Annotated in this window: 16 protein-coding genes and 1 pseudogene; 7 read left to right on the top strand and 10 right to left on the bottom strand. The window is 72.8% G+C overall.

Features of this window, described 5'->3' with window-relative positions:
* Positions 1 to 18: 18 nt before the first annotated feature.
* The 7 genes from ACWGIU_RS02870 to ACWGIU_RS02840 form a co-directional block, all read right to left on the bottom strand.
* Complete coding sequence (locus ACWGIU_RS02870) at positions 19 to 1,008, bottom strand: N-acetylglucosamine kinase (protein WP_453701888.1); 990 nt, start codon at positions 1,006 to 1,008, stop codon at positions 19 to 21.
* A complete protein-coding gene (locus ACWGIU_RS02865) occupies positions 999 to 2,264 on the bottom strand; it encodes a 6-phospho-beta-glucosidase (RefSeq protein WP_453701887.1) in 1,266 nt (421 codons plus the stop codon). The genes ACWGIU_RS02870 and ACWGIU_RS02865 overlap by 10 nt, the downstream gene beginning before the upstream one ends.
* Positions 2,265 to 2,269: 5 nt before the next feature.
* Positions 2,270 to 3,109 (bottom strand): carbohydrate ABC transporter permease, encoded by an 840-nt coding sequence (locus ACWGIU_RS02860; RefSeq protein WP_453701886.1) that lies wholly within the window; start codon positions 3,107 to 3,109, stop codon positions 2,270 to 2,272.
* A gap of 133 nt (positions 3,110 to 3,242) precedes the next feature.
* A complete protein-coding gene (locus ACWGIU_RS02855) occupies positions 3,243 to 4,187 on the bottom strand; it encodes a carbohydrate ABC transporter permease (protein ID WP_453701885.1) in 945 nt (314 codons plus the stop codon).
* 4 nt (positions 4,188 to 4,191) lie between these two features.
* Positions 4,192 to 5,526, bottom strand: coding sequence for an ABC transporter substrate-binding protein (locus tag ACWGIU_RS02850; RefSeq protein ID WP_453701884.1), 1,335 nt, complete (start codon positions 5,524 to 5,526; stop codon positions 4,192 to 4,194).
* Between the two features lie 134 nt (positions 5,527 to 5,660).
* The gene (locus tag ACWGIU_RS02845) at positions 5,661 to 6,890 is read right to left on the bottom strand and encodes an ROK family protein (protein WP_453701883.1); all 1,230 of its coding nucleotides are present in this window, start codon (positions 6,888 to 6,890) and stop codon (positions 5,661 to 5,663) included.
* A gap of 162 nt (positions 6,891 to 7,052) precedes the next feature.
* Positions 7,053 to 8,135: a mechanosensitive ion channel family protein gene (locus ACWGIU_RS02840; RefSeq protein ID WP_453701882.1), complete on the bottom strand. Its 1,083-nt coding sequence runs from the start codon at positions 8,133 to 8,135 to the stop codon at positions 7,053 to 7,055.
* A 285-nt stretch (positions 8,136 to 8,420) separates the two neighbouring features.
* Between ACWGIU_RS02840 and ACWGIU_RS02835 the strand changes: the two genes are divergently transcribed.
* Complete coding sequence (locus ACWGIU_RS02835) at positions 8,421 to 8,957, top strand: HNH endonuclease (protein ID WP_189964438.1); 537 nt, start codon at positions 8,421 to 8,423, stop codon at positions 8,955 to 8,957.
* Between the two features lie 149 nt (positions 8,958 to 9,106).
* On the opposite strand, the gene ACWGIU_RS02830 is transcribed toward ACWGIU_RS02835, so the two are convergent.
* Positions 9,107 to 12,103, bottom strand: coding sequence for a beta-N-acetylglucosaminidase domain-containing protein (locus ACWGIU_RS02830; RefSeq protein ID WP_453701881.1), 2,997 nt, complete (start codon positions 12,101 to 12,103; stop codon positions 9,107 to 9,109).
* Positions 12,104 to 12,317: 214 nt separating this feature from the next.
* Here ACWGIU_RS02830 and ACWGIU_RS02825 point away from each other — a divergent pair, with 214 nt between their 5' ends.
* Together ACWGIU_RS02825 and ACWGIU_RS02820 are read left to right on the top strand one after the other, a co-directional pair.
* The gene (locus tag ACWGIU_RS02825; RefSeq protein WP_453701880.1) at positions 12,318 to 14,345 is read left to right on the top strand and encodes a 4-alpha-glucanotransferase; all 2,028 of its coding nucleotides are present in this window, start codon (positions 12,318 to 12,320) and stop codon (positions 14,343 to 14,345) included.
* Positions 14,346 to 14,365: 20 nt separating this feature from the next.
* Positions 14,366 to 14,605, top strand: coding sequence for a hypothetical protein (locus ACWGIU_RS02820; RefSeq protein WP_453701879.1), 240 nt, complete (start codon positions 14,366 to 14,368; stop codon positions 14,603 to 14,605).
* Between the two features lie 109 nt (positions 14,606 to 14,714).
* On the opposite strand, the gene ACWGIU_RS02815 is transcribed toward ACWGIU_RS02820, so the two are convergent.
* A complete protein-coding gene (locus tag ACWGIU_RS02815; protein WP_453701878.1) occupies positions 14,715 to 15,221 on the bottom strand; it encodes a MarR family winged helix-turn-helix transcriptional regulator in 507 nt (168 codons plus the stop codon).
* Between the two features lie 105 nt (positions 15,222 to 15,326).
* On the opposite strand from ACWGIU_RS02815, the pseudogene ACWGIU_RS02810 reads away from it, so the two are divergent.
* The 4 genes and pseudogenes from ACWGIU_RS02810 to ACWGIU_RS02795 all read left to right on the top strand — a co-directional run.
* Positions 15,327 to 16,235: pseudogene (locus ACWGIU_RS02810) on the top strand (MFS transporter); the annotation flags it as partial.
* A gap of 501 nt (positions 16,236 to 16,736) precedes the next feature.
* On the top strand, positions 16,737 to 17,627 hold the full coding sequence (locus tag ACWGIU_RS02805; RefSeq protein WP_453701893.1) for an EamA family transporter: 891 nt from the start codon (positions 16,737 to 16,739) through the stop codon (positions 17,625 to 17,627).
* Positions 17,628 to 17,666: 39 nt separating this feature from the next.
* A complete protein-coding gene (locus tag ACWGIU_RS02800) occupies positions 17,667 to 18,596 on the top strand; it encodes a DMT family transporter (RefSeq protein WP_453701877.1) in 930 nt (309 codons plus the stop codon).
* Positions 18,597 to 18,606: 10 nt separating this feature from the next.
* The gene (locus tag ACWGIU_RS02795) at positions 18,607 to 19,509 is read left to right on the top strand and encodes a LysR family transcriptional regulator (protein WP_453701876.1); all 903 of its coding nucleotides are present in this window, start codon (positions 18,607 to 18,609) and stop codon (positions 19,507 to 19,509) included.
* 98 nt (positions 19,510 to 19,607) lie between these two features.
* Here the strand turns inward: ACWGIU_RS02795 and pepN are convergent, their stop codons facing one another.
* Complete coding sequence (gene pepN / locus ACWGIU_RS02790) at positions 19,608 to 22,199, bottom strand: aminopeptidase N (RefSeq protein ID WP_453701875.1); 2,592 nt, start codon at positions 22,197 to 22,199, stop codon at positions 19,608 to 19,610.
* Positions 22,200 to 22,273 lie beyond the last annotated feature (74 nt).

Raw genomic sequence — 22,273 nt, 5'->3', positions numbered from 1 at the left:
AGGACTTCCGGGGCGGGTTCACCCGAAATGGGCACGCAGTTTTCGGTACGCCATGGGAGGGGACCCGAGCGCGTCCAGGCCCAGCAGACCGGCACCCAGCACCGGCGGCGCCGTGATCACGGAGATCCTGGCGTGCGGGGCCCGTTCGGCGAGGCCCGCCGCGATCCGGTCGTTGAGTTGCGGGTGCCCGGCCGCCAGCACACTCCCACCCAGCACCACCGGTACCTCCCGCTCCAGCAGACCCAGGCGATCCAGCGCCACCGACGCCATGGCCACCACCTCGTCCGCCTGCCGGTGCACCAGCGACAGCGCCACCGGATCCCCGGCCGCCGCCACCGCGAACAGCACCGGTGTCAGCTCGTGTCGCCGCGCGTGCGGCACCCGGCCCAGGTGCATCGCCTCGATCAGCGAGGCCATCGACGCGTGTCCGAGGTACGCGGGCAGCGCCCGGGCCAGCTCCGTCGGCCCGCCCCGCCCGTCCTCGGCCCGCGCCGCGAACCACAGGGCCTCCTCGGCCAGTCCGCCCCCGCCGCCCCAGTCGCCGGAGATCCGCCCGATCGCGGGGAAGCGCGCGGTCCGCCCGTCCGGGGTCATCCCGACGCAGTTGATGCCCGCCCCGCACACCACCGCGACCCCGCACGGTTCGGCCCCCGCCGGCAGCCCGGCGCGCAGCAGCGCGAACGTGTCGTTGCGGACCGTCGTCGTACGGCCCCAGCCGCGGCGCTCGATCTCCTGCTCCAGCTTCCACTCCTCCACGGGGAAGTCCGCGTTGGCCAGGCAGGCCGACACGTGCTCGACCCACGGCCCGGCCGCGGCGCCCGCGCGCAGACCGGCGTCGGCCATCGCCTCGGCCAGCACGTCGACGGCCGCTGCCACGCCCGTCCGCGGCGGCTGGAAACCCCCGGCCTGGCCGGAGCACAGCACCGATCCGTCCGGGCCGACGAGCGCCACGTCCGTCTTGCTGTTGCCCGCGTCGATCGCCAGCACCGGCTGGAGGGTCACGCCCATGGCAGGTGCTCCTTGTTGTGCGCCAGGAGCCGGTCGGTCAGCCCTTCGGCCAGGTCGAACTGCCCGATGAGCGGATGCGCCAGCAGTGCCTTGAAGACCCGCTCCCGCCCGCCGCGCAGGGCCGCGTCCAGTGCGAGGTCCTCGTACGCGCTCACGTGCGCGATCAGCCCGGAGAACAGCGGGTCCAGCCGGGGCACCGCCAGCGGGACGGCGCCGGATCCGTCGACGCGGGCCGGCACCTCGATCACCGCGTCGTCCGGCAGGAAGGGCAGCGTGCCGTTGTTGTACGTGTTGACCACCTGCACGGCCGGGCCGCCGTCGCCCAGCAGGGAGGCGGCCAGGTCCACGGCGGCCTCGGAGTAGAAGGCGCCGCCCCTCCTGGCCAGCAGCGCCGGCTTCTCGTCGAGCGCGGGATCCCCGTACAGGGCGAGCAGTTCCCGCTCCATCGCGGCGACCTCGGCGGCTCGTGAGGGCTTGGTCCCCAGCTCCCGTACGACCTCGTCGTGGGCGTAGAAGTAGCGCAGGTAGTACGAGGGCACGACGCCGAGCCGGTCCAGCACCGCCCGCGGCAGCCGCAGGTCCTCGGCGACGGCCTCCCCGTGCGCGGCGAGCAGCCCCGGCAGGAGGTCCTCGCCGTCAGGGCCGCCCCGGCGCACGCCCAGCTCCCAGGTGAGGTGGTTGAGGCCCACGTGGTCCAGGTGTATGTCGGCCGGCGCCAGGTCCAGCAGGCCCGCGAACTTCCTTTGCAGGCCGATGGCGACGTTGCACAGCCCGACGGCCCTGTGCCCGGCGCGCAGGAGGGCCCGGGTGACGATCCCGACCGGGTTGGTGAAGTCGATGATCCACGCGTCCGGGTTGCTCCGCCGGACCCGCTCGGCGATGTCGAGGACCACCGGGACGGTGCGCAGCGCCTTGGCGAGCCCGCCCGCGCCCGTGGTCTCCTGGCCGACGCAACCGCACTCCAGCGGCCAGGTCTCGTCCCGCAGCCGGGCGCTCTGCCCGCCGACGCGCAGCTGGAGGAGGACGGCGTCGGCCCCGGTGATGCCCGTGTCGAGGTCGGAGGTGGTGGTGACGCGGCCCGGGTGGCCCTGCCGGGCGAAGATCCGCCGGGCCAGACCGCCGATCAGCTCCAGCCGTTCGGTGGCCGGGTCGATCAGTACGAGCTCGCTGACGGGCAGGGTGTCGCGCAGCCGTGCGAACCCGTCGATCAGTTCGGGGGTGTAGGTGGAACCGCCGCCCACCACTGCGAGTTTCATCGTCGTCAGCCTTTCACGCCGGTCAGGGTGACTCCCTCGACGAACGCCTTCTGAGCGAAGAAGAAGAGGACGATCACCGGTGCCATGACCAGTACGGTCGCGGCCATGGTCAGGTTCCAGTTGGTGTGGTGCGCCCCCTTGAACGACTCCAGTCCGTAGCTCAGGGTCCAGGCGGCCGGGTTGTCGGAGGCGTAGATCTGCGGGCCGAAGTAGTCGTTCCAGGCACAGAAGAACTGGAAGAGCGCGACGGCGGCGATCCCGGGACGGGCCATCGGCAGGACCACGCGCAGCAGGGTGCGCAGCTCGCCGCAGCCGTCGACGCGTGCCGCGTCCAGGTATTCGTCGGGGATGGTCAGCAGGAACTGGCGGAGCAGGAAGATGGAGAAGGCGTCGCCGAAGGCCATCGGGACGATCAGTGGCCACAGGGTGCCCGACAGGTCGAGCTGCTTGGCCCAGAAGAGATACATGGGGATGACCACCACCTGCGGCGGCAGCATCATCATGGCGATCACGAGGAGGAGCGCGAGCCGCCGCCCGCGGAAGCGGAACTTGGCGAGCGCGTACGCGACGGGCACGGAGGAGACCACGGTCAACAGGGTGCCCAGTCCGGCGTACAGGAGCGTGTTGCGCCACCAGGTCAGGAAGCCCGGGGTGTGCCACACCTTCGCGTAGTTGCCCCATTCCCAGCTGTCGGGCCACAGGTCGCGGGTCAACGCCTGCCGGTCGCCCATCAGGGAGGTGAGGAGCAGGAAGACGAAGGGCAGGACGAAGAAGAGGGCGGCGGCCACGCCGAGGGAGTGCACCGCGATCCAGTGCAGAGCGGCCGTGCGGCGGCGCGTGCTCATCGCGGTCTCCTTGCGGGGGAACGCCGGGCTTCGGCCGTGGGAGGGCCCGCATCCTCGATGCGGAGCCGTGCGGCTGCGGAGCGCCGCGGTGCGAGGTTCTGACCCGTGCTGGGGTTCGGACGAGGGGAGGAGGTCACTCACCGGCTCCGATCAGACCGCCACGGCGCCGCATCAGGAGCGCGGTGAAGGCCATGGACAGGGCGAACAGGACGAGCGCGACGACACACGCGGTGCCGTAGTCGAAGCGCTGGAACCCGAGGTTGTAGACGAGCTGGGGCAGCGTCAGGGTGGACTTGTCGGGGTAGCCCGGCTCGAACTGCTGGCCCGAGCCGCCGATCACCCCGGCCGCGACCTTCCCCGCCACCAGCGGCTGGGCGTAGTACTGCATGGCCTGGATGACTCCGGTGACCACGGCGAACATGATGATCGGCGAGATGTTGGGCAGGGTGATGTGCCGGAACCGCGCCCAGGCGCCGGCCCCGTCCAGCTCCGCGGCCTCGTACTGCTCCTTCGGTACGTCGAGCAGCGCGGCCATGAAGATGACCATCAGGTCGCCCACCCCCCACAGGGCGAGGGCGGTCAGGGCCGGCTTGGACCAGTCGGCGTCGGTGAACCAGCCCGGGGTGGGCAGTCCCACCGCGTCCAGCAGGGTGTTGACGGGTCCGGTGCCGGGGTTGAGCAGGAAGACGAAGGCCAGGGTCGCGGCGACCGGCGGGGCCAGGTAGGGCAGGTAGAACAGGGTCCGGAAGATCCCGGTCCCCGTCTTGATCTTCGTGATGAGCAGGCCGATGCCGAGGCCGAAGGCGACCCGGCAGGTCACCATCACCAGGACCAGCCACAGCGTGTTGCGCATCGCCGGCCAGAAGAGCGGATAGTCCGTGAAGACGTAGCTCCAGTTGTCCAGACCGTTGAAGGCGGGCTGCCGGAAGCCGTCGTACCGGGTGAAGGAGAAGTACACGGTGGACAGCAGCGGGTAGACGAAGAAGACGGCGAAGCCGATCAGCCAGGGAGACAGGAAGGCCGCGGTCCGCAGGGCGGAGCGCCGCCGCTTCGACCGCAGGGGGTGGGCGCCGGTCATCGGACTACTTCGCCTTCGCGATGTCCGTGTCGATCTGCTGGTCGGTCTTGGCGAGACCGGCCGGGATGTCGACGACGTCGCCCTTCTCGACCGCGTACGCGAAGTCCGTGAAGGTCAGCTGATAAGTGCCGCCGTCGGCCTTGGCCGGGGTGGTGCTGGACTTCGGGTGCCGGGCGATGTCCAGGAAGGTCTTGAACTCCGGGGTCACCTGGAGGTCCGGGGACTCCAGGGCGTCGAAGGTGGACGGGATGTTGTGGATGGCGTTGGCGAAGGCCACCACCGCCTCGGTGTCGGTGGTCATGTACTTGACCAGCTCCCAGGCCGCGTTCTGCTTCCTGCTGCCCGCGGCGATGCCCATGATCGTGCCGGAGAGGTAGCCCTTGCCGTAGTCGGCCGCCTGTTCGTCGGGTACGGGCAGCGGCGCGGTGCCGATCTCGAAGGCGACGCCGGCCTCCTTGGCCATCGGTGCGCGCCACTCGCCGTCGATCTGCATGGCCACCTGGCCGGTGTGGAAGGGGTGTTCGGAGCTCCACTCGTCCCCGAAGGTGCTGCGGAACCGTTCCAGCTTCTCGTGGCCGCCGAGCTTCGCCACCAGGTCCTTCTGGGCGGTCAGCATCTTCGCGAAGGCCGGGTCCCCGGCCAGGTCGGAGCTGCCGTCGGCGGCGAAGTAGGTGGGGCTCCACTGGGCGGCGAGCCGCATGGGAGTGGTCTCGTAGCCGTGGAAGGTGGGCATCAGGCCGACCTGCTCGTACGAGTCGCCCTTGGGCTTGGTGAGCTTCTGCGCGACCTCGGTGAACTGGCTCCAGGTCTTGGGGGGTTCATCGATGCCGGCGGCCGCGAAGGCGGTCTTGTTGTAGACGAGGCCGTACGCGTCGTTCAGCAGCGGCAGCGTGCACTGGTTGCCGTCGAACGCCGTGTACTCCAACAGGGTCTTGGGGAAGACCTTCGTCTTGTCCACCCCGGACTTCTTCAGGAAGGGGTTCAGGTCGGCGAAGGCGCGGGAGTTGCAGAACTTGCCCACGCTGTCGGTGGTGAACGAGGAGACCACGTCGGGGGCCTTGTCCCCGCCCGCCCGCAGCGCCTGGTTGATCTTGTCGTCGGTCATGTTGCCGGTGACCTTGACCTTGATGTTCGGGTGCGCCTTCTCGAACCGGGCGATGTTGTCCTCGATCGCCTTGGCCTCGCCGGGCGCGGACCAGCCGTGCCAGAAGTTGAGGGTGACGTCCGCCTTCGGATCGTCGGCGGCGGTGTCCGCGCCCTGCCCCGTACAGGCCGTGGTGAGGGCGGATATCGCCGCGAGGACGGCGGTCGCGGTGGTCAGGCGTCCGGTTCTGGGCATGGCGGGGCTCGCTCTCTGCGGGAGGAACTTCCGTGGGGGTGCCGGTGAGGGTGTGGCGGTGGGGTGCGGGTGTGCGGGTGTGCGTGCGGGTACGGGGGCGCTGGGGGAGGGGCGCACGGCGGGCGCCGGGCGGTTCAGGCCGAGGTGTCGAACACTTCGTCCCGGGTGGCGGCCAGCGCGCTCTCCAGCGCGCCGTGCAGGACCGGCCGATCCCGTACCTCGCCGGGGACCAGCCGGGGCCGGGAGGGGGCCAGTTCGGCGAGTTCGGCTTCCAGCAGCGCGCGCAGCGGCTCGCCGCCCGCGCTGATCGCCGCCCCGGACAGGACCACGATCTCCGGGTCCAGCACGGCGACGACCGAGGCGAGACCGGTGGCCAGCGCGGTGGCGTACGACTGCAGGAAGCGCAGCTGCGCCCCCTCGGGCGCGGCGGCGGCCCGCGTGAGCAGGGCGACGGCGGCGGCGACCTCCGGTCCGTGCGGAGCGCCGGGATCCTCTGCGGTACCGGTGGCGTCCGGCGGCTCGACGCCCAGTTCCGCGGCGAGCCGGGGCAGCCCCTCCACGCCGGCCAGCTCCTGGTACCCGCCCGAGTTGGCCCGGGTGACCTGCCGGACCAGGGGGCGGCCCGGTACGGGCAGGAAGCCCACCTCGCCGGCGCCGCCGGTCCAGCCGCGGTGGAGCCGGCCCGCCAGTACCAGTGCGGCGCCGAGGCCCTCCTCGTTCCACAGCAGGACGAAGTCCTCGTGGCCGCGGGCCGCGCCGAGCCGCTGTTCGGCGACGGCGGCGAGATTGACGTCGTTCTCGTACTCGACGGGCATCGGCAGGGCCGCCGCCAGCTCCTCCAGGAGCGTGGGGGAGTGCCAGCCGGGGAGGTGGCTGGCGTAGCGCAGGCGGCCGGTCTGGGGATCGAAGGCGCCCGGCGTGCCGATGACCACCCGGCGCAGGTCGGTGCGGGTCAGTCCGGCGCCCTTGACGGCCCCGCCGAGGGCTTCGGTCACCTGGTCGACGGCGTCCGCGCCCTCGGTGTAGGGGACCTCGTGGGTGGCGACCACCGTGCCGGTGAGGTCGGCGACGGCCGCCAGCACCCGCTCGGGAGTGACGTCGAGGCCGCCGACGTAGGCGGCCCGCGGGTTGATCGCGTAGAGCTGGGCGCTGGGGCCGGGGCGTCCGCCGTCCGTGCCGGTGGCCACGACCAGCCCGACCGCTTCGAGGCGGGCGAGCAGCTGGGAGGCGGTGGGCTTGGACAGCCCGGTCAGGTGCCCGATGCGGGTCCGGGACAGCGGGCCGTGCGTCAGCAGGAGTTCGAGTGCGGCCCGGTCGTTCATGGCGCGCAACAGGCTGGGCGTTCCGGGCGTGGCGGCGGGCATCGAGCGGCTCTCCCTCACCGAGGTGATCTGTTAGGTAAGTTTCCTATCACCTGTCGAAGTGTGTCAATGCCGCTGCCCCGCAGGCTGTGTCCTTTCACGGATGACCTGCGGGGCAGCGGGGCGAGCGTGGCTCGTGGGACGTGCGGTTACGCGGCTACGTGGTTACTTCGTGATCCGCGGGCCGGCCGGCGGCGGGATCGGGGCGGTGGCCAGCGACTGCGGGGAGGCCGGGTTCGCGTGGGCGGACGGCGCGGCGACCGAGGCCGACGGGTCCGCCGGGGCCTCCTCGTCCTCGTCGGCCGCCGGCACTCCGCCGATGATCCGGATGCCCGCGGCGTCGAAGGCCTCCTTGATCCGCCAGCGCAGCTCCCGCTCCACCGCGAACTGCTGGCCGGGCATGGTCTTGGCGGACACCTTCACGGTCATCGAGGCCAGCAGCACCTCGTCCAGGCCCAGGACCTCCACCGGGCCCCACAGACGCTCGTCCCACGGGGACTCCTTGACCATGGCGTCGGCGACCCCCTTGACCACCTCGCGGATCCGGGACAGGTTCTCCGAGGGCTTGACCTGGACGTCCACACCCGCGGTCGCCCAGCCCTGGCTGAGGTTGCCGATCCGCTTGATCTCGCCGTTGCGCACGTACCAGATCTCGCCGTTGTCCCCGCGGAGCTTGGTCACGCGTAGTCCGACCTCGATGACCTCGCCCGAGGCCACCCCCGCGTCGATCTTGTCGCCGACGCCGTACTGGTCCTCCATGATCATGAAGACGCCGGACAGGAAGTCCGTCACCAGGTTCCGGGCGCCGAAACCGATCGCCACACCGGCCACACCGGCACTCGCCAGCAGCGGGGCCAGATCGATCTTCAGCGCGGCCAGGACCATCAGCGCGGCCGTACCGAGGATCAGGAACGAGGCCACCGACCGGAGCACCGAGCCGATCGCCTCCGAACGCTGGCGCCGCCGCTCCGCATTGACCAGCAGCCCGCCCAGCGCGGTGCCCTCCACCGCCTCGGCGCTGGTGTTCATCCGGGTGATGAGCTTGGTCAGCGCCTTGCGGACCGCCGAGCGGATCACCGCCGCTATCACGACGATCAGCAGGATCCGCAGACCGATGCTCAGCCAGGTGGCCCAGTTCTGCTCGATGAAGCTGGCGGCCTCGGTGACGCTCGCCTGCGCCTCCTTGACCGATGCGGGCGCGTCCGGAACGTCGGCTGCCAGCGGCAGCAGAGCGGCGGGCCAGGGCACGACGGGAACCTCCAGGTGTAGCGGTCTGCCCGCGGAACCGGGAGGACCCCCGGACGGATCCGGGGATATGCGGGACAGACCAACCACACTAACGGGGCAATCCCTTCACCTTGGCGCCGTGTTCGAGGGAGAGACCAGACTCACCTGGGGATGACTGACTGTGGTTGAAAACACCTCGGACCCGTTACGGGTGAGTGGTGGCGTTTCGACCAGCCCTAAGGAGAGACTGGAGAGCAGATCGTCCCGGCGCGAGCCACGCGCCGCCGGCGTACAAGGAGGCAGTCCGTGCCGCACGTCCTGGTCCTCAACGCGTCGTACGAGCCCCTCGGCGTCGTACCGCTCCGCCGCGCGCTCGTCCTCGTCCTGGAGAACAAAGCGGTCTCCCTGGAGGAATCCGGCGCCTATCTGCACAGCGCGACAAGGGTCGTCCCCGCCCCCAGCGTGGTACGGCTCAAGCGCTTCGTGCGGGTCCCCTACCGGGGGCCCGTTCCACTCACCCGGCGCGCCCTGTTCGCGCGGGACGGCGGTCGCTGCATGTACTGCGGCGCCGTCGCCACCAGCGTCGACCACGTCATCCCGCGCAGCCGGGGCGGCCAGCACGCGTGGGACAACGTCGTAGCCGCTTGCCGTCGCTGCAACCACGTCAAGGCCGACCGGCACCTGCTGGAACTCGGCTGGCGCCTGCGGCACCAGCCGGCGCCGCCGTCCGGGCTGGCGTGGCGGATCATCGGGACAGGGCATCGGGATCCGCGGTGGATGCCGTACCTCCAGCCGTACGGGGCGCAGGATGCGCTGGAGCGGATCGGAGTCGCGGCCGGCTAGTGCAGGGCCGCCGGTTCCGTGGGGGTGGCGCCCGCCGGGGACCTGCGGCCCGTCCTCCCGGGGGCCCGCCCCTGACCCCGCGCCTCGGACGCCGGCGGGGGCCGGGGTGTACCGGGCGGGGCCGGAAGAGCGGGGCCGGGAGGGCGGGGCTACGGGGTGACCGCGTAGGCCTCCGCCGACCAGAGGGAGCAGCCGTACCGCGTCGCGCGGGTCTCGCACGTGATCCGCAGGAAGCGGGTGTCCGGGGCGTCCATGCGGAACGACTCGTGGCCGCCCCGGGAGCCCGTGACCGCTGCCGCCGGGCGCCAGGTCACCCCGTCCGTGGAGGTCTCCACCCGGTACGCCGACGGGTACGCGTCCTGCCAGTGCAGCTCCAGCCGGCCCACCCGCGCCGGGCCGGGCAGTTCCGCCTTCCACCACGCGCCGTCCACCGCGGGTGACGACCAGCGCGTGGCCGTGGAGCCGTCCACGGCCGCCGAGGCCGGGAAGTCGGGCGTCTCGTTCGCCGAAGAGGTCGCCCGGGCGGTCCGCAGCAGATCGGGGCCGCCGGTACGGGCCACCGCACGCACCGTCAGGGTCCGCGACTCCCCGTCGAAGGTCACCGGCACCTGGTAGGTGCCCGCAGGGGTGCCCGCGGCGACGCTGACCTCCAGCGGGATCGACACCTGGCCGCCCCGCGGGGCCACCGCGGCCTGCGGGAGGCGGACCTCGATACCCGCCGGCGGCCGCGCCGACAGCGGTCCGCGGACCTCGCCGGGCCCCAGCGCCGACAGCTGCGCCGAGACCCGCTGCGCGGCGCCGCCGATCTCGGCGTCCGTCGCGGCCCCGTCCGCCAGCTCGAAGCGGACCCGCGGGCCGTCCCCGAACCACGGCACCACCTGGTGCACCGTGGGCGCGGCTCCCGCCCAGGACAGGCGCACCGCGTCCGCGCTCAGCCCCGCCGTCTCCACCTGGGTCCAGCCCGAGGCCGCGGCGTCGGCGACCTTGCGCCAGCCCTCGCCCGGTACGTGCGCCTCGACCACGACGCCCCGCGCCCCGGCCGGGAGCGGCTCGGTCATCACGGTCACCGCCGACACCGGGCGGGGGGCGTCCAGCCGTACCGTCCAGGCCCCGGCCTCCTTCGTCACCGTGCCGGTCTTGCGGGCGACCCCGGTCCAGGCGTCGGCCTCGGCCACCGCCTTCGTCAGGAAGGGCTCCAGCACGGCCTTGTCCACCCGGGCCGATCCCGGCTGCGCCAGCGTCGCCCGGATCTCGGTCAGGGCCCGGGATGCCTTCCAGGCGGCCGTCCCGTCCCCGCGGGCCTGAGCCTGCAGGACGTCCACCGCCAGCTCGCCCGCCGTCCCGTACCGCGCCAGGCGGTCCAGCCAGGGTCCCGCCTCGTCCGACAGGGCCGGCAGCCGCTCCTTGGCCTCGCGCAGGACCGTGAACGCCTTGCGCAGCTCGGTCCCGGCTGCGGGATCGCCCGCGGCGCGCGCCTTCCAGAACTGCTCGACCAGGGGCTTCAGATACGCCGACTCCTCCTGCTTGAGCCCGGACGACGCGGTGTTCCCGGCGAGTGCCGCCACCGCCTGGCGCGTGCGCGGGTCGGCGCCCGTCAGCTCCCGTACCGCCGCCGCCCAGGACTCGTGGGGCCGGTAACCGCGCGGATTCCACGCGAAGTCCGCGGCTGTGAAGAGCGGGATCCGCGACAGGGTGCCCTGGGGCATCGCGTTGGCCAGCAGCGCCGCCGAACCGCCCGCCACCGCCGGCTCGCGGCCCGCGTACGGGCCGAGGAAGATCCGGCCCGGATCCCAGTCGTTCACCGGGTAGTTGTCCATGGTGATCAGCGGGTGCCCCAGGGCGGCGCGCGCCCCGGCCAGCTCCTTGCCCGTGATCGTCCGCGGCACCACGCCCACGCCCGTCCAGGCCACCTCCACCCGCGGGTCCAACGAGCCCGCCAGGGCCGTCCGGTAGGTGGTGGCGCCCTCCTGGTAGTACTCCGTCGGCAGCAGCGACAGCGCGGGCGCTCCCGGATACCGGGCGGCCAGGTGCGCGGCCAGTCCGCCCGCGACCTCCGCGTGCGCCTTCGCGGCGGCCGCCGGGCCCTTCCCGTACCGGTCCCGGTCGGCCCGGCAGCCCCACTCGGTGTAGCTGACGTCCTGGAACTGCACCTGGAAGGCGCGGAAGCCGAGGTCCCACATCGCGTCCAGCTTGCGCGCGAGCGCCGCCCGGTCGGCCTCCGAGGACAGGCACATCGACTGCCCGGGGGTCACCGCCCAGGCCAGGACGACCTGGTTGGCGCGGGCCCGTTCGGCCAGCGCGCGGAACTCCGCCTGCTGCTCCTGCGGGTAGTCCTGGCGCCAGGCCGTCGTGCGGTACGGGTCGTCGCCGGGCGCGACGAGCAGTCGGTTCTGTTTGGTGCGGCCCATGAAGTCCAGCTGCGCGAGTCGCTGCTCCTGGGTCCAGGGCTGGCCGTAGAAGCCCTCGGTGATCCCGCGCACCGGCGCGGCCGGCCAGTCGCGCACCAGTACGCCGGGCATCTTCCCGCCGCCCGCCGCGAGGAGCTGGCGCAGGGTCTGCGCCGCGTGGAAGAGCCCTTCCCCGCCTATGCCGGCCAGCGCGATCGTGTCCCGGCCGGCGTGACGGCCCGCGGCCAGCCGGTAGCCCCCGGCCGGCAGGTCCGACGGCGGGGCCGCGCCCAGCGCCCGCAGCGCCTGCTCCGCGTCGGCGTCCTGGAGCCGTACGACGGTGCCCCGCGCGGGCAGCGGAGCCCCGGGGGCCGGCTCGTGGACGGTCCGTACGCCCGCCGCGCGCAGGGCGTCGCGCACGACCCGGACGGCGTACGGATCGGCGTCGGCCGCCGTGACGAGTACGGCCTCGGTGCCCAGCGGCAGCTCGCGCGCCGGATCGGCGGCCATCGACTGCGGCCGGGGCCACACGGCGGGCCCCTCGGTGGCCGCCCGGGGGATGTCGGCTCCCGGGTCGAGCACCGGCCCGGCCGCGGCGGATACGGGGGTCGCTCCGGGGTTGGCTCCGGACGCCGGTCTGTCCGGTGCGGTGGGCGCCGCGAAGGTCCCGGGCGGCGCGGAGGACACGGCGCCGCCCAGGAGCGTGCCGATCACCGCCACAGCGGCGGCGGTGTTGCGCCTCCTACCCCTGAGCTGCACTGAGCCTCCTCGTCCCGAGACGTCCCCCACTCGTACGAATGAGCCTGAGCCCACCATCCGTGCGGCCGGAGTGTCAATGCGGGTGGGTGATCTGCCCCGGATGCGGCAGGAATGCGGTGCCTCCGAGTGGGTATGGACGCGGTGTTCCCCGGCGGCGTCCCACCCTCGTGAACCACCCTTGTGTCCCAATCTTCTGACTCATCCTCATGCCCTCATGCCCGCACGCACGAAGGAGCGCCCGCAGATGGACGACCTGGCCCGGCTCGCTGCCCAGTACGGCGTCGCCACCGACTACCGGCCCGCCGCCGACGTCACCGTCCCGGTACCGGAGTCCACCGTCAAGGCGGTCCTCGGACTGCTGGGGGTGGTCACCGACGACGCGGAGAGCATCCGGGTGAGCGCCGAGTCCGCCGCCCGGGAGGCGGCCGGGCGGCTGCTGCCGTCCACGGTGGTGCTCTGGCAGGGGGAACGGGTGGCTCCGGAGCCCGCCGGGCTGCCCCCGGGCACCCGGGTGCGGGTGGTGGCGGAGGAGACGGGGGAGGTGCTCGCGTGGGGCCCCGCGCTCCCTCTCGGCGTCCACCGGCTCACCGCCGAGGCGCCCGACGGGCGCAGCGCCGAGGCCACCCTGGTCGTGGCCCCGGAGCGGGCCCCGGCCGCGCCCGAGCGGGCCCACGGGCTGCTCGTCCAGCTCTACTCCCTGCTCTCCGAGCGCTCCTGGGGCATGGGCGACCTCGGCGACCTCGCGGAGCTCGCCCGCTGGGCGGGCCGTACCCACGGCGCCGGATTCATCCAGGTCAACCCGCTGCACGCGGCCGTGCCGGGGGCCCCGACCGATCCCTCCCCGTACCGGCCGTCCTCGCGGCGCTTCCCGGACCCCGTCCACCTGCGGATCGAGGACGTCCCCGAATACGCCGACTGCCCCGACCGCGAGGCCCTCGACGAGCTCGCCGGCCGTGGCGGCGAGCTGCGCCGCCAGGTCCTGGAGAAGGGCGCGCTGATCGACCGCGACGCCGTCTGGGAACTCAAGCGCTCGGCCCTGGAGCTCCTGTACGCCGTCCCGCGCACGCCCGAGCGCGAAGCCGCCTACCGGGCCTTCTGCGCCGAACAGGGCGCTCCGCTGGACGTGCACGCCGTCTGGTGCGCCGGGCACGCGGGGGAGGAGGATCCGAAGGAGCGGAGCGATTTCCACCGCTGGCTGGTCTGGCTGACGGACGGCCAGCTCGCCGCCGCCCAGCGGGCCGCCCGCGAGGCCGGCATGACGGTCGGCATCGTCCACGACTTGGCCGTAGGGGTGCACCCGCAGGGTTCCGACGTCTTCGGCTCGTCCTGCTACGCCCGGCAGATCTCGGTCGGCGCGCCCCCCGACGCCTTCAACGCGCGCGGACAGGACTGGGGGCTGCCGCCGTGGCGCCCGGACGTGCTGGCCGCCACCGGTTACGCCCCCTTCCGGGCCCTGCTGCGCGGGGTGTTCCGCTACGCGGGCGCCCTGCGGATCGACCACGTGATGGGTCTGTTCCGGCTCTGGTGGATCCCGGAGGGGACCTCGCCCGCGGAAGGGGCGTACGTCAGCTACGACGGCGAGGCCATGCTGGCGATCCTCGTCCTGGAGGCCCACCGGGCGGGCGCGCCGGTGATCGGCGAGGACCTCGGGACGGTGGAGCCGCGGGTCCGTCAGGAGCTGACCCGGCGCGGGGTGCTCGGCACCTCGGTGCTCTGGTTCGAGCGGGACTGGGACGGCGCCGGGGACCCGCTGGCCCCCCAGGCCTGGCGGGCCGACTGCCTGGCCACCGTCACCACGCACGACCTGCCGCCCACGGCCGCCAAGCTCGCCGGGGGCCATGTGGAGCTGCGCGACCGGCTCGGCCTGCTGACCCGCCCGGCCGAGCTGGAGCGCGCCCAGGACGCCGCCGACACCGCCGAGTGGCTGGAGCTGCTGGACGGGCTGGGGCTGGACACCAAGGGGGAGGAGGCCGCCGTACGGGCCCTGTACGCCTTCCTGCTGCGCACCCCTGCCCGGCTGGTCGGCGTATGGCTGCCGGACGCGGTGGGGGACCGGCGGCCGCAGAACCTGCCCGGCACCTGGGACCAGTACCCCAATTGGCGGCTGCCGGTCGCCGATGCCGCGGGGCGGCCGCTGACGCTGGAGGAGCTGATCTCCTCGCCGCGGGCGAACGCCCTGCTGAGCGCGGTGGGGGAGGGTGTACGGCCTCGTACGGCACCCCCGGGCGCGCGCTCCGTTTAGGTGTTCGCTACGTTTGCACCGTGGACAAGAAGAACGCTCTGCGCGCCGGCGCCGTCACGGCCGGAACCGCGCTGATGATGCTGCTGATGACGTCTCCCGCCCTCGCGCTCACCCGCGATGACGGTGACGACCCGGGTCCGGGGCTGAGCATCGGTCAGACGGTCGGCCTGTACGTGGCCCTGCCCCTCGTGATTTTCCTGGTCATCGCCGGTCTCGTGATGGTCCTCGACAAGTCGGACAAGCAGCAGAAGCAGGCCTGATCCGGTCCGGCCCCACGGGGCCGGGACCAGCAGACCTTCCCGGGCGCCGGGGGTCCGCACCGCCGTTTCGAACCGGCCGTGCGACGCCCCCCGGCGCCTTGTCGTGTCCTCAGACGCCGGCCAGCAGCCGGCGGAGCAGGCCGGTGAGCACGGCGATCTCGTCGTCGGTCAGCCCGGTGAGCGCGGCGCGCTGTACTTCCAGCCCGGCGCTGACGGCCTCGTCGACGAGGGCCAGGCCGCGGTCGGTGATCGTCACCTGGAGCCCCCGCCGGTCGTGCGGATCGGGCTTGCGGCAGAGCAGCCCGGCCCGCTCCAGCTTGTCCAGACGCCCGGTCATGCCGCCCGTGGTGAGCATGAGGGTGGCCGAGAGCTGCCGGGGCGAGAGCGTGTACGGGTCGCCCGACCGGCGCAGCGTGCCCACGACGTCGAACTCACCGCGCGAGATGCCGAAGCGCGAGTAGCACTGCTCCATCGCGTCGCCCATGGCCTTGGCGATCCGGTAGATGCGTCCGAAGACGGCCATGGGGGCCGTCTCCAGGTCGGGGCGCACGGCGAACCACTGGGCCGTGATCGCGTCCACGGCGTCCTTGTCGTCACTCATGCGTGCAGTACTCATGCGTGCAGTATCCGGCTTCCCCGAGATCGTTCGCAAGAAAGTTGCTTGACGATAAGTAGCTTGTCGCTAAGCTACTTGCTAGCAATCAGATCCGGGGGAGAGGTCATGGCAGCGTTCATGAGGAAGACAGCCGCATCGGAGGACGCGAAGGTCGCGGGGGAGCGGTCGCTGCTCCTCGGAATCGGCATCAGCTCGGTCGGGATCGGCATGTACGTCCCCTTCTCGCTGGTCTTCTTCCACCACGTCACCGGCCTCTCCCTCACCGTCGTCGGCCTGGTCATGACGGTCACCGGACTGGCCGGCCTGGCGTTCATGCCACTGGCAGGCACGGCCGTCGACCGGTTCGGCGCCAAGCGGGTCAACCTGGTGCTCTACGGGATGCGGGCGCTCGGCTTCGCCCTCTACCCCTTCGCGAGCTCCCTGCCCGCCTTCGCGGCCGTCGCCCTCGTCACCGCGCTCGCCGACCGCTCCTTCGGCGTCGTCCAGCAGTCCCTGATCGGCGAGGTGGCGCGGGGCGCCGCCCGCGACCGGCTCCAGGCGTCCACCCGGGCCCTCCAGAACGCCGGAATGGGCGCGGGCGCCCTGCTCGTCTCCGGAGTGCTGGCCCTGTGGGGCACCGGCGGGTTCACGTACACCGCCTGGGGCAACTCCCTGGCCTTCGCCCTCGCCGGACTGCTCGTCAGCCGGGTCCGGGCGGGCCGGGTGGTCCCGCCGGCCGACGCGGACGGCGCCGCGGCGGCCGGATCCGCCGGGTACCGTACGGTTCTGCGCGACCGGCCCTTCCTCGGGCTCACCGCCGCCAACTTCCTCATCGCGCTGGGCTACTCCGCCCTCTCCATCCTCTTCCCGCTCTACCTCTCGACCTGGCTGACGGCCCCCGACTCCCTCACCGGAGCCGCCTTCACGGTCAACACCGTCCTGTGCGCCGGGATCGGCGTACTGATCGCGGGCCGGGTCCGCCGCTCCGGCGCCCGCCGCACCCGCTCGGCCGCCCTCGGCGCCCTGCTCTTCGCCGCCGCCTTCCTGGGGCAGATCGTGCTGGGCACGCTGCGGCCCGGCCCGGCCGCCACCCTGATCGCCCTGCTGGTCATCGTCGTCGTCTACACCCTCGGCGAGCTCGTCCACAGCCCCTCCGGCGGCGCCCTGTCGGTCTCCGCCGCCCCCGCGGCCGTCCGCGGCCGCTACCTGGCCACCTACCAGCTGTCCTACTCGCTGGCCGGTGCGCTCGCGCCCTCCCTCTTCACGGCCCTGCTCGCCGTCGACGGCCGGCTGCCCTGGGCCGTCCTGGCCGTCGCCGCCCTCGGCGCCGCCCTGGCGCTGCTCCGGCTGGAGCGGCACCTGCCGGCCGAGGCCGTGCACGCCGAGCCCCCGGCCGTGCGGCGCGCCGCCCCCCGCGCGCCGGGCCCCCGGCCCCCCCCCCGAGCAGCCCCGCCGGCCCCCCCCGTCCCCCCGCCCCCCCCGGCGCCCCCCCCCCAGAAGCCGTCAGCCCCCCGCGCCCGGCCCGCGCTCGCCCCCATCTCCTGGGGCTCCACCTACGCCGTCGTCACCGAGCTGCTGCCGCCCGACCGGCCGCTGTTCACCGGGGTCATGCGGGCCCTGCCCGCCGGACTGCTGCTGACCGCCCTGGCCCGCACCCTGCCCAAGGGGCAGTGGTGGTGGAAGTCCGCCGTCCTCGGCATCCTCAACATCGGCGCCTTCTTCCCCCTGCTGTTCCTCTCCGCCTACCGGCTCCCCGGCGGGGTCGCAGCCGTACTGGGCGCCGCCGGCCCGCTGTTCGTCGTAGGACTGGCCGCGCTCGTCCTCGGGGAGCGGGCGAGCCCGCGCACCGTGCTCGCCGCCGTCGTCGGCGCGTTCGGCGTGAGCATGGTGGTCCTGACCGCAGAGGCCCGGCTCGACGCGGTCGGCGTCGTCGCCGGTGTGATCTCCTCCGCCTCCATGGGCGCCGGCACCGTGATGACCAAGCGCTGGGGCCGCCCCGAGGGCGTGGGCCCGCTGGCGATGACCGGCTGGCAGCTCACCGCGGGCGGACTGTTCATCATTCCCGTCGCCGCCCTCGTCGAGGGTGCCCCGCCCGCGCTCGACGGCAAGGCCTTCCTGGGCTACGGCTACATGATGCTGATCAACACCGGCATCGCGTACTGGCTCTGGTTCCGCGGGATCGCCGCCCTCGGCGCCACCTCGGTCACCCTGCTCGGCCCGCTGTCCCCGCTCACCGCCGCCGGCATCGGCTGGGCCGCCCTCGGGCAGGCGCTGTCGCCGGTACAGCTCCTCGGGATGGTGATCGCCTTCGGGGCCACCGTCGCTGGTCAGGCGGCGGCCGCTCGCACCGCCAAATCGTTCAGTTCTACTGAAAAGAACGATCAGAACATTTCGATGGACCTGACGGATGAGGCGGTGCGACGGTAGTCCCCACACACCGCCGGACCCCCGAGGAGCAGACCCACAGTGGCCGTCATGGACCGCGTCCGTACCGTCTCGCACGCCAGGCCCGGCAGCACGGGGAAGAAGGGTGCCGCCGGGCTCGGCGTGCTCCTCGCCCTGCTCGCGACGGTCGTCTGGTCCGGCAGCTTCGTCGCCACCCGGGGCATGGCCGAGACCGTCCCACCCGTCCAGGCGGTCTTCTGGCGCTGGATCATCGCCCTGCTCGCCGTCGCCCCCTTCGCCGCCCGCCAGGCCTGGCGGCAGCGGGCACTGATCCGGCAGCACATCGGCTTCATCGCCCTCGCCTCGCTGTTCGGCGTCACCCTCTACAACACACTCGTACACCAGGCCGGCCTGACCACCTCCGCCTCCAACATGGGCATGATCATGGCCGCCTCGCCCGTCATCATGGCGCTCTACGCCCGCCTCGGCGGCGAACAGCTCGGCAAGCGGCGGACCTTCGGCATGCTGCTCGCCGCCTTCGGGGTGCTGCTGCTCGTCGGGGACGGCTCGATCGGCTTCGGCTTCGGCGGCGGAGACCTGTGGATGTTCGCCGCCGCCCTCTCCTTCGCCACGTACAGCGCCCTGCTGCGGCGCAGGCCCGCCGAACTCGGTGGACCGGCCTTCCTGATCACCACCTTCGTGCTCGGCGCGCTGATGCTGGTACCCGCCTACGCCGTCTCCGTCTCCGTCCAGGGCGGCTTCGAGGTCACCACCGGGACGGTCGGACCGCTGCTGTACGTCGGGGTGTTCTCCTCGGCCGTCGCCTTCTTCGCCTGGAACAAAGCCGTCTCGATGATCGGAGCGGCTCGCGCGGGAGTCGTCTACTACCTCCAGCCGGTCTGCGTGGCCGGGCTCGGCTTCCTGCTCCTGGGCGAACGGACCGGACCGGCACAGCTGCTCTGCATGGCGCTCATCCTCGGCGGAGTCGGGCTGGGGAGTGCCCGGCGGTAGGTTCGGGCCCATGACCGAGTGGGACATCAAGAAGCTGCGGATCCTGCGCACCCTCGCCGAACAGGGGACCGTGACCCGGGCGGCCGAGGCGCTCCACATGACGCCCTCGGCCGTTTCGCAGCAACTGACCAACCTGGCCCGGCAACTCGGGGTGGTGCTGCTGGAGGCCGAGGGCCGCCGGGTGCGGCTCACGGACGCCGCCCACCTCGTCCTGCGGCACACGGAAGCCGTGTTCGCGCAACTGGAGCGGGCCGACGCCGAACTGGCCGGGTACCTCGCCGGGGACACGGGCGAGGTACGGGTGGGTGCCTTCTCCACCGCCGTACCGGCGCTCGTGGTTCCGGCGGTGGCCGCGCTGCGGCGGACCCACCCCGGGGTGGAGGTCCGGGTCCGGGAGACGGAGGCGGCCGAGGCCTACGAGCTGCTGTCGGCCGGGGGCGTGGACCTGGCGCTGTCCCTCACCGCACACGCGCCGACCGCGCGCGATCCCCGGTTCACCCGGGTGGCGCTCCTGGAGGACCCGCTGGACGTGGCGCTCCCGCCGGGCCATCCGCTGGCGGCCGCTCCGGACCTGCGGCTGGCGGACCTGTCCGGCGACCCGTGGATCTACGGGGGCAGCGGCCCCTGGTCGGAGATCGCGCGGTCCGCGTGCGAGGCGGCGGGCTTTGTCCCGGAACAGGCGCACTCGGCGTCCGGCTGGACCGCGATCCTGGCCATGGTCGAGGCGGGAATGGGGGTGGCACTGGTCCCCAGGATGGTGTCGAGCCGCGCCTCTGGCGGCACCGTCCGGGTCCTCACCCACGACCGCCCGACCCGCCACGTGATCGCGGCGGTCCGCCGGGGCGCCGAATCCGCGCCCGCGCTGTCCCACGTCCTCGCGGCCCTGCGCGACGTGGCCTCGGCCCGGCGGTAGAGCCTGCGCGGCACGGCTGCCGGGGGCGGAGCCCCAGGTGCGGAGCCGCACCCGCGGGAGACGTCGCTCCCACGGGTGCGGGCGGAGCCGGGGGGCTCCTACTGCTGAGCGGCAGCGGCAGCGGCGTCCGCGGCCTGAGCCTTCAGCGCGCGCTCGACGCCCGCCCGGGACTCCGAGATCAGGCGGCGCAGGGCCGCGTTCGGCTCGGCCGAGGCCAGCCACGCGTCCGTCGCGTCCAGGGTCTCCTGCGAGACCTGGAGCGCCGGGTAGAGGCCCACCGCGATCTGCTGGGCGATCTCGTGGCTGCGGTTCTCCCAGACGTCCTTGACCGCCGAGAAGAACTTCTCGGTGTACGGGGCCAGCAGCTCACGCTGGTCGGTCTGGACGAAGCCGCCGATCACCGCCTCCTGGACCGCGTTCGGCAGATCGCCGGACTCCACCACCGAGGCCCACGCCTCGGCCTTGGCCTCCGCCGTCGGGCGCGCCGCCCGGGCGGTCGCCGCGTGGCGCTCGCCCGCCGCGGTGGCGTCCCGCGCCAGCTCCGCCGCGATGGCCGGCTCCCCGGCGACGCCCGTCGCGGCGAGCCGCTCCAGGAACGTCCACCGCAGCTCGGTGTCGACGGCCAGGCCCTCGATCTCCGCCGCCCCGTCCAGCAGCGCCGACAGATAGGTCAGCTGCCCCTCCGTGCGGGCCGTGGCCGCGAAGGCCCGCGCCCACGCCAGCTGGTGGTCGCCCGCCGGCTCGGCGCCGCGCAGGTGCTCCAGGGTGGCCTCGGTCCAGGCCGCCAGGCCCTGCTCCCGCCACGCCGGGTCGGCGTACAGGTCGATGGCCAGCTTCACCTGGCGGTGCAGCGACTGGACCACGCCGATGTCGGACTCCTTGCCGATGCCCGAGAGGACCAGCGCGAGGTAGTCGCGGGTGGCGAGCTCGCCGTCACGCGTCATGTCCCAGGCCGAGGCCCAGCACAGGGCGCGCGGCAGGGACTCGGTGAAGTCGCCGATGTGCGCGGTGACGGTGGCCAGCGACTCCTCGTCCAGGCGGACCTTCGCGTAGGACAGGTCGTCGTCGTTCAGCAGGAAGACCGCCGGACGGGTGCGGCCGACCAGCTCCGGCACCGTGGTGAGCGCGCCGTCGATGTCCAGCTCGATCCGGTCGGTGCGCACGAGGGCGCCGTCCTGGAGCTCGTACAGGCCGACCGCGATGCGGTGCGGGCGCAGGGTGGACGCACCCTTGGCGCCGGCGGGCAGCGCGGGCGCCTCCTGGCGGATGCCGAAGGCGGTGATCACACCGTTGGCGTCGGTGGTGACCTCCGGGCGGAGGATGTTGATGCCGGCCGTCTCCAGCCATGCCTTCGACCAGGCGGCCAGGTCGCGGCCCGAGGTCTCCTCCAGGGCGCCCAGCAGGTCGGACAGGCGCGTGTTGCCGAACGCGTGCGCCTTGAAGTACGCCTGCACGCCCTTGAAGAAGGCGTCCGTGCCGACGTAGGCGACGAGCTGCTTGAGGACCGAGGCGCCCTTGGCGTACGTGATGCCGTCGAAGTTGACCATGACGTCGTCGAGGTCACGGATGTCGGCCATGATCGGGTGCGTGGACGGCAGCTGGTCCTGCCGGTACGCCCAGGTCTTCATGGAGTTGGCGAAGGTGGTCCACGCGTGCGGCCACTTCGAGCCCTCCGCGTCCGCCTGGCAGGCGATCGACGTGTACGTCGCGAAGGACTCGTTCAGCCACAGGTCGTTCCACCACTCCATGGTGACCAGGTCGCCGAACCACATGTGCGCCAGCTCGTGGAGGATCGTCTCCGCGCGCACCTCGTACGACGCGTCCGTCACCTTGGAGCGGAAGACGTACTGGTCACGGATGGTGACCGCGCCCGCGTTCTCCATCGCGCCCGCGTTGAACTCGGGGACGAAGAGCTGGTCGTACTTCGCGAACGGGTAGGCGTAGGCGAACTTCTCCTGGAACCAGTCGAATCCCTGCCGGGTGACGTCGAAGATCGCGTCCGCGTCGAGGAACTCGGCGAGCGAGGGACGGCAGTAGATGCCGAGCGGTACGGACTGGCCGTCCGGGCCCTCGTAGGAGCTGTGCACCGAGTGGTACGGGCCGACGATCAGCGCGGTGATGTACGAGGAGATGCGCGGGGTCGGCTCGAAGCGCCAGACGTTGTCCTTGACGTCCGCGGCCTCAGGGGTCGGCGAGTTCGAGATGACCGTCCAGCCCTCGGGGGCCGTCACGGTGAACTGGAACGTGGCCTTCAGGTCGGGCTGCTCGAAGCTGGCGAAGACCCGCCGCGCGTCCGGTACCTCGAACTGGGTATAGAGATAAGCCTGCTGGTCGACCGGGTCGACGAAGCGGTGGAGGCCCTCACCGGTGTTCGTGTACGCGCAGTCCGCGACGACACGGAGCTCATTGGCCCCGGCCGCCAGGCCGTGCAGCGCGATCCGGGAGTCGTGGAAGACGGCCGCGACGTCCAGCGACCTGCCGTTGAGGACGACCTCGTGCACGGCCGGAGCGACCAGGTCGATGAAAGTCTCGCCCCCGGCCTCGGTCGACTGGAAACGCACGGTGGTCACGGACGGGTAGGTGCCGCCCTCCTGTGCGCCACTGAGATCGAGTTCGATCTCGTAGGAGTCGACGGTCAGCAGCTTCGCCCGCTGCTGAGCCTCTTCACGGGTGAGATTCGTGCCAGGCACGCGTTCATCTCCTTCGATGGTGACGTTGCCCGGCCATCCTGCCATCCGGACACCGCCGCCGCCCCGGAGTAATC

This window comes from Streptomyces sp. NPDC054840, from assembly GCF_053611065.1.
Note: the sequence above shows the minus strand (reverse complement) of the source record. Positions and strands in the feature narration are given on the sequence as shown.